Source organism: Rheinheimera sp. (genome assembly GCF_965283995.1).
Lineage (GTDB): Bacteria > Pseudomonadota > Gammaproteobacteria > Enterobacterales > Alteromonadaceae > Pararheinheimera.
Window position 1 is genome coordinate 62,504 of the sequence record NZ_CBDIQG010000001.1, and the last position, 13,515, is coordinate 76,018.

At 54.0% G+C, this 13,515-nt stretch carries 14 protein-coding genes; all 14 read left to right on the forward strand.

Annotated features, from left to right (window positions below):
• The first annotated feature begins 12 nt into the window (after positions 1 to 12).
• The 14 genes from ACQ66Q_RS00370 (at position 13) to ACQ66Q_RS00435 (ending at position 13,513) form a co-directional block, all read left to right on the forward strand.
• Positions 13 to 906: a hypothetical protein gene (locus tag ACQ66Q_RS00370; RefSeq protein WP_430454961.1), complete on the forward strand. Its 894-nt coding sequence runs from the start codon at positions 13 to 15 to the stop codon at positions 904 to 906.
• Between the two features lie 8 nt (positions 907 to 914).
• Complete coding sequence (locus tag ACQ66Q_RS00375; RefSeq protein WP_430454962.1) at positions 915 to 1,934, forward strand: N4-gp56 family major capsid protein; 1,020 nt, start codon at positions 915 to 917, stop codon at positions 1,932 to 1,934.
• A 65-nt stretch (positions 1,935 to 1,999) separates the two neighbouring features.
• Positions 2,000 to 2,503, forward strand: coding sequence for a hypothetical protein (locus ACQ66Q_RS00380; RefSeq protein WP_430454963.1), 504 nt, complete (start codon positions 2,000 to 2,002; stop codon positions 2,501 to 2,503).
• A 15-nt stretch (positions 2,504 to 2,518) separates the two neighbouring features.
• Positions 2,519 to 3,160, forward strand: a complete 642-nt coding sequence (locus ACQ66Q_RS00385) for a hypothetical protein (protein ID WP_430454964.1) — start codon at positions 2,519 to 2,521, stop codon at positions 3,158 to 3,160.
• Positions 3,160 to 4,767: a hypothetical protein gene (locus tag ACQ66Q_RS00390; protein ID WP_430454965.1), complete on the forward strand. Its 1,608-nt coding sequence runs from the start codon at positions 3,160 to 3,162 to the stop codon at positions 4,765 to 4,767. Before ACQ66Q_RS00385 ends, ACQ66Q_RS00390 begins: the two co-directional genes overlap by 1 nt.
• A 4-nt stretch (positions 4,768 to 4,771) precedes the next feature.
• On the forward strand, positions 4,772 to 5,461 hold the full coding sequence (locus ACQ66Q_RS00395) for a hypothetical protein (RefSeq protein WP_430454966.1): 690 nt from the start codon (positions 4,772 to 4,774) through the stop codon (positions 5,459 to 5,461).
• A gap of 155 nt (positions 5,462 to 5,616) precedes the next feature.
• Complete coding sequence (locus ACQ66Q_RS00400; protein ID WP_430454967.1) at positions 5,617 to 7,407, forward strand: hypothetical protein; 1,791 nt, start codon at positions 5,617 to 5,619, stop codon at positions 7,405 to 7,407.
• Complete coding sequence (locus ACQ66Q_RS00405; RefSeq protein WP_430454968.1) at positions 7,404 to 7,847, forward strand: hypothetical protein; 444 nt, start codon at positions 7,404 to 7,406, stop codon at positions 7,845 to 7,847. Before ACQ66Q_RS00400 ends, ACQ66Q_RS00405 begins: the two co-directional genes overlap by 4 nt.
• A complete protein-coding gene (locus ACQ66Q_RS00410) occupies positions 7,844 to 8,305 on the forward strand; it encodes a hypothetical protein (protein WP_430454969.1) in 462 nt (153 codons plus the stop codon). Before ACQ66Q_RS00405 ends, ACQ66Q_RS00410 begins: the two co-directional genes overlap by 4 nt.
• An 11-nt stretch (positions 8,306 to 8,316) precedes the next feature.
• A complete protein-coding gene (locus tag ACQ66Q_RS00415) occupies positions 8,317 to 8,736 on the forward strand; it encodes a hypothetical protein (protein WP_430454970.1) in 420 nt (139 codons plus the stop codon).
• 10 nt (positions 8,737 to 8,746) lie between these two features.
• Positions 8,747 to 10,669 (forward strand): sialate O-acetylesterase, encoded by a 1,923-nt coding sequence (locus ACQ66Q_RS00420; RefSeq protein ID WP_430454971.1) that lies wholly within the window; start codon positions 8,747 to 8,749, stop codon positions 10,667 to 10,669.
• A 107-nt stretch (positions 10,670 to 10,776) separates the two neighbouring features.
• Positions 10,777 to 12,282 (forward strand): hypothetical protein, encoded by a 1,506-nt coding sequence (locus ACQ66Q_RS00425; RefSeq protein ID WP_430454972.1) that lies wholly within the window; start codon positions 10,777 to 10,779, stop codon positions 12,280 to 12,282.
• Positions 12,279 to 12,737 (forward strand): N-acetyltransferase family protein, encoded by a 459-nt coding sequence (locus tag ACQ66Q_RS00430; protein ID WP_430454973.1) that lies wholly within the window; start codon positions 12,279 to 12,281, stop codon positions 12,735 to 12,737. Before ACQ66Q_RS00425 ends, ACQ66Q_RS00430 begins: the two co-directional genes overlap by 4 nt.
• On the forward strand, positions 12,734 to 13,513 hold the full coding sequence (locus ACQ66Q_RS00435) for a hypothetical protein (RefSeq protein ID WP_430454974.1): 780 nt from the start codon (positions 12,734 to 12,736) through the stop codon (positions 13,511 to 13,513). The genes ACQ66Q_RS00430 and ACQ66Q_RS00435 overlap by 4 nt, the downstream gene beginning before the upstream one ends.
• Positions 13,514 to 13,515: the final 2 nt, after the last annotated feature.

Below are 13,515 nucleotides of genomic sequence, written 5' to 3' on the forward strand. Positions count from 1 at the left end.
AAGGGAAAACCCATGAGCGATAGCAATACCCCGATCGTCAGCGATGACGAAGCGGTCAATCTGTTCTGGAAGATGAACAACGGCGACGACTCGAAAGACTCCAAGCCTGAGATCTCTGATAGCGGATTGGATCAAGGCGGCGGCGCCACGCCAGCTGAGACAGAGGAACAGCATCCACAAGACAACAACGGCCATGGCCAGGCTGAAGATGACCCTTGGGCTGCAGTACCTGAACAGCTGCGCAACGAGTTCCTGACTGCCAAACAACGCGCCGAGCAATACGAATCTCAGTACCACGCTGTGACAGGTCGCCTAGCTCCAACTCAAAGGGAATTGGAAGCGGCCCGCAAACAACTGGCTGAAATCGAAAAGCAGAAAGGCGTAAAGGGCGACAGCGATGCAGTGCCCACTGCCAGCGACATTGCAGGGAAATCCATGCAGCAGTTGCACGAAGAGTGGCCTGACGTTGCTGTCGCCATGCAGACATTGTTGGAAGCGCAGCGGCAGGAATTTGAACAACGCCTGACACCACTGCAGCAGATGGAAGCCGAACGGCGCCAGCAACAAGAGCAGGCTGCTATTCAAAACGAACTTACCCGGCTTAGCCAGGCACATCCGGATTATGCCCAGATTGCCTCTAACCCGGCTTTTGAGAATTGGGTAGCCACACAGCCACGCTCAGTGCAGGCCATGTACGGCAGCACATCTGCAGACGACAACATTGTCCTGCTGAACCTCTACAAAGGCGCCGCCGGCGCAGCTCAGGCAGCACCGAAACCGCGCCAATCCAAACCACTTTCAGACCACGCCGAGATCCCGCGCAAAGGTGCCGGTCGCGCTGCCATGGACCCTGAAAGCCTTGATCCAGTCGAGCTGTTTATGCGGCTCAACGCTAACAAATCTTAGGAGGCCACATGGCTAACAATTATGGCGACTTAGGTGTCGCTAACGGCGTTTATGCCGAATCCAAAATGCTGGAGCACGCCGCTCCAATCCTGGTTCTGAACAAACTGGGCGATCACAAACCGATGCCGAAGAACGCATCACAAGTGATCCGCTTCAAACGTCCGAACGTGCTGCCACTGGCAACCACCGCGATGACTGAGGGCGTGCGCCCGAACGGCGTCGACTTCCGTTACACCCGCTTCAACATCACTTTGCAACAATACGGCTCATGGGCACCAATCACGGATATCGTTGCCGACCTGCACGAAGATCCAGTTGGCGCTGATTTGTCGAAAATGATGGGTGAGCAGGCTGCAGAAACTATCGAGAAAGTGGCTTACGGCACCTTGATTGCTGGATCTAATGTCCTGTGGGCAAACGGCGGCGCCCGTGCTGCGGTCAACACGTTTCTGACGCTTTCACACATCCGTCAAGCTGTCCGGACGCTGATGTCGGCTCGCGCCAAGAAAATTACCTCGATCCTGTCTGGCTCTACGCTGATCAATACCACGCCGGTTGAAGCGGCTTACGTTGCGATCTGCCACACCGACATCATTGCATCTGTTCGCAGCATCCCAGGCTTTGTGCCTGTGGCTGAATACGGTCAGCGCAAGTTGCTGTGTGATGAAGAAGTTGGCTCGGTTGAAGATGTCCGCTTCATCGCTTCTCCGCTGTTCAACAGCTGGGTGAATGCGGGTGGTGCGAAGGGCGCGGGCGCTGCCGAATGTATCTCTACTGGTGGCACTGCTGCTGACGTTTACCCGGTGATCTTCCTTGGCCAAAACGCATTCGGTCACATTGCTCTGAAAGGCAGCAAAGAAGCCGGTGGCGCGATCAAACCAATGCTGCGCAACCCTGGTACACCGACATTTGGTGATGAGCTGGGCCAACAAGGTTCTGTCTCGTGGAAAACCTACTACACCTGCGCAATCCTGAACGACCTGTGGATGCTGCGTTACGAAGTAGCTGCTCCAAAAACCCCAGCTTAATCCCTGATTGAGCAAATCCGAGCCCGGCCAAGTGCCGGGCTTTTCTTTTTGAACTGGAGAAAGACATGGCTTTAAAAATCACAACCTCGACCACCAAAGGTGATCTGGCGAAGTATGCACAGGAAGAGCTGGGTATCACCTTGGATAAGGACGCAATGCAGCGTGACGATATGATCGCCGCGGTCCGCGAAGAAGAAAAAGCGCAAGGTATCGCAGGCGCTCCTGAAGACTCGGCAGCAGCAGGTGCTAGCGAGCCAAAAGCAGCACCAGTGCAGGTAGATGATTACACAAAAATCCGCGCAGTGATTGTGATTGCTGATTTACCATCACATGATGGCGGCGAGACTCCACCAGATACTCATATCGAAGTCGGCTGCAACGGCACCTTCTATCAGTTGAAAACAGGCGTAGAACTGGAAGTGCCATACGGTGTCTACGACATCCTGAACAACATGCGCCAAACCAAATATTTCAGCGACAAAGACCCTCAAACCGGCCAGCAGCGCACCAGCTCACGCGAATCTTTGCGCTATCCATTCCAACTGGTTCGCTTGATTAAGCCTGAATAATCCCCGGTACCGCGCATGAATTTCCTCGAACTGTGCCGGCGAGTCCGGCAGGACTCCGGTATTTCCGGCGATATTGCATCTGTGGTGAACCAGCAAGGCATTTTGCTCAAGCTGGTGACATGGGTGCAGCAGGCTGAATACGACATTGTGACCAGCCGCAAGGACTGGAATTTTATGCGCGGCAAGGCATCTGGTTCGCTGGTTGTGGGCAAGGTTGAATACCTGCCGGGCGAACTGGGGATGCTGCCTTTTTCAATGCTGAGCAAAGTCTATGTGGACCGGCAACCGCTGGATAAACTGGACTTTGAATATCTGGATGATTGGCATCTGAAAAATGGCGCGGCACCGGATGGCACGCCAACTGGGTTTGCCGAAACTCCGGACGGAACCATTCTGTTTAACCACAAGCCGACACAGGCGGTGGCGTTTGATATCCGGTATTACAAATCAGCTACTCGCCTCAGTGTGAATACTTCGGTTTCGCCTATCCCGACAGAGCACGAGGAACTGATCGTGCAAGCTGCACTCATGAGCTATGCGCGGCATGAGCAGGATGATCAGCTGCTGCGTGACTCACAGGTAGCGTTTGATGCTCACCTGAAAAGCCTGAGCAACAAACAGCTGCCTAATCTGGTTATTCCGGGCTGGGGTGGCTGATGAGCCGAACCCGCGTTGGCCAGGTCATTTTAAAAGGTGGCCTGAACCTGGCGGCATCCGTGCTGGAACTGGATCCGGGCGAATGCACGCAGTTAAACAATTACGAAGTGAATACGCTGGGCCGCTATCAGCGCTGCCTTGGTTTTGAGTGCTTCGATGGTAAAACCGCACCATCATCGGTGATTGCAGCCAGTTTGCCGGGCTATCCGTTTGCTGATGATGAAAGTGAAGCCTTGGCCATCACATCACAGCAGGAGGTATTGCGAAGCCTCATTCTGCCGGTGCCAGGCTCTGGCCGCATCTTGGGCGGCTTTGTGTTTAACGGCACGACCTATGCATTTCGCAATAACGCGGACGGCACTACAGCCAATTTGTGGCGCTCAAGCGCTGGAGGCTGGCAACCGGTGACTACGCCGGCACTGCTACCGAACGGGCGTTACCAGAGCATCCTGACCAACTTCACCGGCTCTGCCGGTACTAAAGAAATCATTGGCGTGGACGGGGTGAATAAGGCATTCCGCTTCAACGGCACGACTTTTACGCAGCTGACGGGGCCTATTACGCCGGACGCACCGACACATGTTGAGGTGCTGCCGAGTCAGGTATTGCTGATGGGCTATCGAAAAGGCTCGTTAGTATTCAGCGGTGTTGGCGATCCAACGAAATGGAGCAGCGTTGACGGTGGCGGTGAAATTGCTGTGTCCGATGAAATCACCGGGCTTGCGGTGCAGCCAGACAACACCTGTGCAGTGTTCTGTCGCAACCGGACTTACGTGCTGTACGGCAAAACCAAAGCCGACTTTAACCTGACAACGCTCAGCAGTAGCACAGGCGCTATTCCCGGATCCATTCAGAACATCAATGACAGCGTGTATCTGGATGACCGCGGCATGACACGCCTCAATCGCGTACAGCAGTTCGGCAACTTCGACATGGCGACAATCAGTCAAAAGATTGAGCCCCTGTTAAAACGCTATGCAGGTCGCATTACAGCCAGCTTCGTAATTAAACAGAAAAACCAGTACCGGCTTTGCTTTGATGACAGCACCGGCATTGTGGTGACCTTCTTTGGCGCCGAAGTCGCTGGGTTCAGTACCTTCAGCTTTGGTCATGTGATCCGCTGTGCATTCAGCGCAGAGGATGACTCAGGTCGCGAAGTCGTGTTTTTCGGCGGCGATGACGGTTATTTGTACCAGGCTGAGCGCGGCTACAGCTATGACGGCGATGCATACCAATCGACCATGCGGCCGGCATTTAACCATGTAGGCAGTCCGGACACGAAAAAGCGCTGGAAAAAAGCGGTAATGGAAGTCGACACGCCAAGCACCACAACGCTATCTGTCACGCCTGACTTTGATTATTCATCACCAGACACGCCATCAGACCGGACTCAGTTCATCACGGCGACCGGTGGCGGCGGCTACTGGGATGCTGCGGCTTGGGATAGCTTCAGCTGGTCAGCTGCGAGCACGTTTACTGCGGATATTTATATCGATGGAGTGGCGCGCAATATGTGCCTGGTCGTGAACTGCCGCTCTAAATCCGCACCGCCACACATCCTGAATTCATTTTTGTATCACTACAGCCCGCTGGGTCTTCGGAGATAACAGCATGCTTAATCTGTGGGAACACACAAACCCTCTTGAGTCCGGAACTACGGCTCGGGCTGACCAAGTTAATTTTAAGTTTGATGGTATTGCGGTCAGTTTCAGAGGCATCGAAGAGTATCTCGATAAGCGAGTGTTCAACCTTCCGCCATCATTTACCGGCAATGCTTACATCCCAAACAAGACGCTCGCTGATGCCATTGTTTGGTTCAATCCTGCCGGCGACATTGATGTGTATTCGATGACGGTTTTTCATCAGAACGTCACTGACACGGCCAGCAATACAGCATCAGCGCTCGACAGCAAGAACAAGGCGGCTATCAGCGAGGCTAATGCCCGGCAATCAGAACTTTCAGCTGCCGCATCTGCAGAGCTTGCTCAAGGTGCAGCCGTTACGGTTGCTGGTTCGGCATTTTTTGCCAGCGTCTGGAATGCAGGGACTGGGGCTTTTCCGGCTCCACCAGGCTCAGGCGGCTCGAGCATGTGGCAGGCCAGTAGCAACGGCACCGGTGCAACCGCAGCTATCAAGGCTGGTGATCTGATTATTTGGGACATCATTGCCAGTACTTACCGGCACTTTGCCGGTGCAGCCCGGGTGATTGCACTCGAATCGCAGGTAAACACCCTCAACACCACTCTGAATGACCGCATCAACTATCTGGAAGCAATCGCACTGGCAGGTAACAAAGCATGATGAACTCCAACTTAAAAACGCAGGTTCAGGCGCGGATCAACGCCATCACCGGCGCGACTGCTCTTAATGAACTGCTGCAGCTGCAAACTCAGTCCAGCGGCCTTGGCTGCGATACTTCGCTGCTCGATGCGCAGATCCAGTCACGGCTCACGGCCATGAATGGTGCAACGCCGATTAACGACTTAACTCTAGGCGCATTGCTGGCGCAGGGCGGGAAGGGGCGTGCGTACTATCAGGTGCCGTTTTCGGTAGCCAAAGGTGACAAGCTGTATATCGATGCGTTCGGCACTGTGAAGCAACAGAAATCAGCGGGCAACGCCCTGATATCAGCCAATGCATTTACAAATGAATTCGGCCAATTAAAGCACATCCCAATCCCAGAGCGCGCCAGTGTTGGCGGTGGTGACAGTCATGCTTCTGGTTTTGTGGTCCAGCTCAGTACTGGGAATTGGCTGATTGGACGTTTTTACCGCGAGTCCAATTCCAGTGGCAGCACGATCCGCTTGGTGGTGGTGAACAGCACATTTACGCAAATCATTACTGAAACGGCGTACAGCTTCACTGCCGGCATGAGCTTGACGGAAACAGCCAATGATCTGGTCGGTGTGCGTGAAGTGTCAGCCAACACTTTCCGTGTCTATATCCAAGCCACCGAGCCATCTACTGGTAACTACATTCACCTTGCATACTTCAGCCTGGCATACAACACCACCAGCCACGCGGTAACCGGCGCGTCAGGCGCCATCGTTCACAGCCTTAGCGGTGGCGCGCAGTGGGTGCAGAAGCGCATTTATCTGGCACAGGGTGACCGGTATGTGTCGCTAACGGATAGCAGTAACCGCATCTATGCGCTTGACCTGCAGGCCGGCACGCTCACCAACTATGCCACCATCGGCACCGCTGGAACTGGTGAAACACAGTTCGACCAGGCGAATGGCACAAACGTCTGGGGCCGAGTGATCAATGCAGGGATTGCCATGTTGTATCGGGCAGATACCATTGCAACGCAGGCACTACCCAGCAACCTTCTGGCGGATGGCTGCTTTGGCTCATCTTGGTCAGTCCGGCACATTGGGGCTGGTCGCTGGTTGTGTGTGAGCTCTACTGCGATCAAGCTGGTGAAATTCAATGCTGCTTACACCACGGCGGCAATTTACTCACTGGACACGGCATTCCAAGCACCTTCCTCACTGAACATCGCAACCATTGTCGTTGATGGCAATAACTACACCATCGGCATCGGATTTGGCCCAGCGACACTCGCACAGGTAATCGCCTTTACTTGGGACGGCAACAGCGCACCGACCAACTACCGGTCTGATGCAGGTTTCCGTGTTACAGACCGAGCAAACTTTGTGTGGCCGGGCTCAAGCAGTAATCATTCAATGAGTCATGTGATCGCGCCATCACAGAAGATTGTCTGTACTGCAAAGTCTGAGGATGACGTAAATCAGTCTCGCCTGATGATCCTGCGTATTGATTTAGCTGAGTACATGCCGCATGAAACGTCAGTTTTCGCGACATGCTTAACCGCTGCGGCATCCGGACAGCTTGCCGAAGTTGAGCTGGCTGCAAATACAGAAGTCGTTGGCTCCGCCGGTGTGGCTTCATATTTTGGCAAGCTGCATCAGGGGTTGCTCACAACGCTGCCGGTTCGCGCGCCGCGGATCAATGCGGGCGTCTACTCCTATTCAGAAATGGGGCCAGTCGACCAGGCGCTATTCCATCGCAAAGAACAATCTGTGCCATTGACTCAGGCATATCTGGTATTGCCAGCAGATACCAGAACACTGTTTAGCGCAGGCGGTGACATTGCACTGCTCACTCCATTTTCGAAGTACGACTTTGCTGCTGCGGCACTGAAGTACGTCCCGATTGCGGCCAGAACTGTTTGCGCTGTTCGCACAGGAACATCCCCATCACTTCAAGCTCAGGAGACTTTATGATTGGTATTGTCGTTCCACCAGGGCAGCTGCCAGCACCTCAGGTACGTCCCCCGTCTTTTACTTACGCCAACCAGGCGGTAAGCATCAACGGACAGAGCCGGTTATTTTCGCCGGCTTTTTTCATTCATGAGAATGACCTGATCCGCATTGAAGCTGATCTGATGGATAAGGACGGCCAGGGCAATCTGTTTGTCACGCCATTCAGTACGTCGCATGAAATTGCAGCGCCGGTTGTTCCGCACGCGGGAGGCAAGCCGTTTGGTAATGACCGGTATTTCCGGACTGAAATCACGGCAGGCCATGTGGTGATGCAGGGCCGGCTACCGTCCGGCGACTGGAAGTTACTGCCAGATCGCATCAATCAGTCTCTGAAAGAAATCAACGCGCCTTTCGAAGTGTCGCTGTCACCAATCACTTTCTTCGTGAGCACCCCAGCATGAGCCAGAGCCGAATCATCCAGCAGTACGTGCCGGTGATTTATGCCGGCTCATTAAAACCAATCTCACTGGCCATCATGGCTGCTGACCGCGTTTGGTACAGCCATGTAGCCTTTGACCTTGGCAGTCATGTCATCGAGGCGCGTGGCGGGCATGGCGTTGTAGAAACTTCAATTGAGGACTTCTTGCTGCGCTATGGCTGGGTAAAGCGTGGCCTTTATCCTACGGCTGTGCATCCGGAGGATTGCATCGCGCATGCACGAAGTCTGAAGGGCTGCGACTACGACGAGCAGCAAATCTTCCGTATGGCGGTCGGCAATGAGACTGAGGTTGATCTGGAGCCGTCCAAGCTCATTTGCACCGAACTCATCGCCACCTGCTCACAAACCCCAAACCCAAAATACTGGCACCGGTATCGCGTCCGTGATGCGCTGCGTCATACGATTTTCACGACATCATAGGAGCTGCCGATATGGCCTTGTCTTCAGCCTTGCAGGAAATATTGTACCGACTGAAAAACCTTTCAAATAATCGGCACAGGGAAAGTGACATTGCTGCAGCCATAAACCAAAGTAACCTCGCCATTAAATCCATAGCATTAGAGCTTGATTCCTTGGTCGTTTCTGGCGGCGGAGTTTCAGACCATTCACAACTCAATGGGCGAGAATCTGCTGATCAACATCCAATTTCATCAATTGCTGGGCTTGCATCAGCGCTAAGCGGGAAGCAAGCCTCTGATCCGGATCTTACTTTGATTGCTGCATTAACAGGTGCTGGCGTACTGCAACGAAAATCCGACAACACGTGGGAGCTAATTACTGGCGTGCAACGGATCCATGTAGGCGCATCTGCTCCAGCAGACACAACCATGCTCTGGGTTGATACAAATTAGGTAATTAACAATGGCTGAAGTAATAAAGACAATCGGTGATGCTGGATCCGGTGCGGATTATCCAAACTATCAGACATTCTTTGCAGCTCGCGTTGGTGGTGTTGGCGACAGGTATATCGGCGAAATTATCACCACCAGTGGCGGGCTTAGCACGGGTTTAGCTACATCTGGCAACTACCCCATGGAGATTGTGATCCGAGCCGCAGCAGGGCTGGAATTCGACCCTGAAAACCCAACTGCCCCGCACGCCAAAATAAGCGCTGGTGGTGGTATCAGCATCCCAAGCACCGGCACCGCAAAGCTGACACTCGAAAATATTGAGGTGCAAGGAACAAGCACATCTCCAACAACATCATTAATCAATACAGGCGGCGCGGTAGCAAACCTGACGATCAGAAACTGTTGGCTGCGTGGTGGTCGCCACGGCGCACAAAATGCTGTATCTGGTGGCACTTTACTGATTGAAAACAGCGTTGTCGAAGACGCTTACCGCGCAGGCATACAGAACACATTTGCAGGTGTTACCGCTAGAAATGTGGTAATCGCCAACTGTAATAAAGAAGCGGGCACAACTGCGTCTTATTGCGGTATGCGCAAGGATGTTGCAGGTACGGTCATTGAAAACGTCGTCGCGTATAACAACGGCACTGACTTTTTCGGCGCAACAACTACTGCCACAGTTAGTTTCATGGCGTCAGGTGATGCAACCGCATCAGGCACAGGGGCGCTGACCGGTGTAACAGCTGCAGCGTTCACGAATTACGCCGGTGACGTATTTACTGCGGCAACCGGCGACGTACTGGACGGCACAGGCCCATCGGGTAACGACCGCGGCATCGTCACATCGTCAAACCCGACCATTCTGCTGATTAACCCAGCTGCAAACGTGTTCCTTGCTCGGGATAAGGCAACCAATACAGGCAACATCGCAATTAACGGCACATGCACTGATTTGACTGCTGGCGCAACTATTGAGGCGCGATTCAATGGCGGCGCGTGGCAGGTTATCGATGATGAGCCAACCGGTACATTTTCCGGCACTCTGACAGGAGCTGCTGTCGGCGTGGGGGCCGTTGAGGTCCGAGTATCAAACTTTGTGACGGCAACCGATAGCCACGCCGGTATCGCGGTCGGTGCTAAATTCTTATTCTGGGGTCAGTCGAATTTCTCAGGTCGAGCCAACAACGCCCAGACTTACACCGGGCCAGCCGGGTGGTGGCGTAAACGCGCAGTTGAAAGCAATACGCAGGTTGTCGCAACAGCAGACCCATTCGACACATACACGGTCAACGGCTCAATCTTCCCGCTACTGGCAACACAGCTGACCGCCGCGCTGGAATGCCCTGTGCTGTTTATCGGCGTTGCTGCAGGCGGAACATCGCTGTCACAGTGGCAACCAGGCCAATCACTGAATAACCGCATGTTGACGTTCTACAATGCAGAGTCGCCAACCGGCCACGTCGAGGCTGTTGCGACCTGGATCGGCGAAGGCGACTCAGTGCTGGAAACAGCAGAGGCTGATTTTAAATCCCGTTACAACGTGGTGATCGACCAGCTAAAAGCGCTGACCGGCGCCAATAGCATGCTGGTTGCAATTTCAGGCGAAAACACTACTCCTTATGCCAACGTCCGTCAGTGGATTAAAGACATTGCAGCCACAAGCTCTAACGTGTCGGATGTAGTGCCGGAGATCTGGCCGCTTTATCAAAAAATCCACTACGAAACCGACACCGAAACCGCGCTGGCTGCCGATGCTGTGTTTGATGGATTGATCGCTGGCTTTTATGCAAGCGTGGAGCCTCCCGCTGAATCTACGAACAACATCAATTTGTGGAGCGGCTCTGCTTGGGTAGGAAAGCAGGTCAAGATCTGGGGCGGTTCAAGCTGGATCTCAAAACCAATCAAATACTGGAACGGGTCTTCATGGGTATAGTTTGGTGTTGTGATGCTTGAACAACCAAACAGATAGCTTATTATTCACCCATACTGCGCGTTTCCCTGCCTAATCCATTTTTCAGCAATCTGCTGAGGTGACAATTCATGCAAAACACAACCACCAGCCCGGTGAAAGCCGCGGTTGATATCGCCTATTTGCCGCCAGAAAAGGCGGGCAACAAACGGATCTTCCCTGTGCCGGCGCAATCCGGCCAGACAGTTGAGGCGAAGCCTTCAAACACCGCACCAGAATACTCACAAGGCGCATCGGCTTCGGTGCTGCCCGGTGATGAATATCCGGACAAGCCAGGATTCGGTTTTAATGGTGGCTTGCTGCAACGAGCTGCGCAGCAATCACCAGGCAGCGCCATGGCTACAGCAACGAATCAAGCTGTTAATCAGGCCGTACCGCCCATCCAGCAGGCTACAACGCCGACACAGGCGAGCGCCACGCAAGCAACCACAGCGGGTGCGACAACTTCACCAACCACGCCACCGGCATTTGAATACAAGCCAGTCGGTGCCGATTTACTGAAAAACGCTCCAACGATGACAGTACCCACTGCTGCAACCGTGCAAGGTACCTTTACCAAGGACGGTTACACCGGCGTTCAGGGGAATACGAATTTCAACTATAAGCCCAGCGCGGAATCGCTGGTTGAAAATCGCATTGTTGGGTTGCTGGATCCAAACAGCGCCTTGATGCGAAAAGCCAAAGCGGAGGCTGACCAGTACGCGGCCAGTCGTGGCTTGCAATCATCGAGCATTGGCGGCGAAATGGCGCTGTCATCGATGGTCGATAAGGCGATGCCAATCGCCACGCAAGACGCGAATACCTACAACCAGGCACAACAGCTTGGCTGGCAGCAGTCCTGGCAATCTGGCGAAAACAATCTGGGCCGCACGCATGATGCGTCGATGACGGATAAACAAGGTCAGTACCAGACCACGCTGCAGAACACTCAGATTGCAGCGAGCGCTGCGGAGAATGCTGCAAATCGCCAGATGCAGGCTGAGTTGCAAAAGCTGCAATACGCGCAACAAGCGGGCCTGCTCGATGCTCAGGGCTTGCAGCGTATGCAGGAGTTGAACTACCAGACTAAAGCAAACGATTACCAGCAGACCCGCTCAGCGCAGCTCCAAACCGAGCGCGACAAGATGCTACAGGATATGTCGAATCAGACCATGGATAAGCAGTATCTGCAGCAGCTGGAGTTGACGCGGGTTCAGTATGACCAAGCTGATAAGACGTTCATGGCGCAACTAGAAGCGGGCAAGCAGGCCGAATACCGCAATGCCGTATCGACTGCTTACAACAATTATCTACAGCAAGTTGGTTCAGTTTGGGCGGATCCAAATATGACTGCAGAGCAGAAAGCGGCCGGAGCTGCTTACCTACAGCAGCAGCTGGATGCTCACCGCAAATCACTGGAAACGCTGTACCTGGTCACTGGCACTGCAGACACAGGAGCAGGCACTGGCGGTACAGGCGGAACGTCCACTGCGCCTCCAACTGGGACCAGCAATCCGAACAATCCACCTATCACCACGAACCCGGTCAATGGTGGCGGCAGCAATGGCGGCTGGAAAAACGGAACCCAAGAGCCATGATCCGCTTTGGTACGCATGCCGACATTCCTGCAATGCTGGCGATTGGCAAACAGGTGATTGCACAGGCTAAAAGCCTGAACTGCGAAATGGATCCGGACCTTGCTGCCAGAACCATCCGACAGGCACTGAATCACCGAAAGCACGCGGTATTTGTCGCGGAGAAAGCCGGCCACGTTGTCGGCTTTTTTATTGCGATGCAGGACCAGTTCTGGTTTTCCAAAACCCACTACGCAACCGACTTGGCGTTTTGTGTCTCACCAGAACATCGAGACCAAGCTGTGTGGCTATTGCGCCGGTTTATCCGCTGGTGTCAGGAGCACCGCATTTCTCACATCCAGCTCGGCCTCAGTACCGGTCTGGACACCGAAGGCCGCACCGGCCAGCTCTATGAGGCGCACGGACTCAAGCTGGCAGGCGGTATCTATTCAACAACATTCGATTCGGAGGCCACATGAGCGGTCTGGTCAAAGGCGTCAAGAAAGCCTTCAAGTCAGTCACGAACGTAGTGAAAAAGGTCGTAAAATCCAAAGTCTTTAAAGTAGTGGCCGTCGCTGCATTGGCCTACTTTGGTGGCGCGGCAATTATGTCGATGGCGGGAGGCGGCACGGCATCGGCCGGCATTGGCTCAGCCTGGGGAGGTTTGCAGGGGGCCGGTAGTGCACTTATGTCTGGTAACGTCAGTGGCGCATTCTCTGCACTCAGTACCGGATTCACAGGCGGCGCAGCCGCGGGTGCAACAGGAACATTTGCCGCAGGTCAGGCGGCTACCCAAGCGGCCATCACCGGCCAGACTGCTGCGATTGGTGCTACATCAGGTGCTTATACCGGCAAAGCCATGGAAACATTCGTGGCTAATGGTGGTGGCGCAGTTCAGGCTGCAACGCCAGTCGCTGCACAAGCAGCAACAGCTGCAACCAGTTCACCGGGTTTGCTGGCAGCTGCCGGTGATGCCACCAAAGCCGCCATGGTTACCAGCGGTGTGAATCTGGCAGGCCAGATGATCCAAGGCTATGCCCAACAGAAACAAGCCGAAGAGCAAGCGGCAAACCGCGATATGTTTGGCGTCAACGGCAAAGGTGAAAAATCCAGTCTGGCAGCACCGGGCCTGCTCAATCCATCCAACATCATGCCGAACAATCCGGTACCACAGCTGCAACCTCTGAAGTCACTCGATGACCTGATTGCAAGACAGCAGCAGACCGTCAGCACATACAAAAAATGGGGAGCATAAGC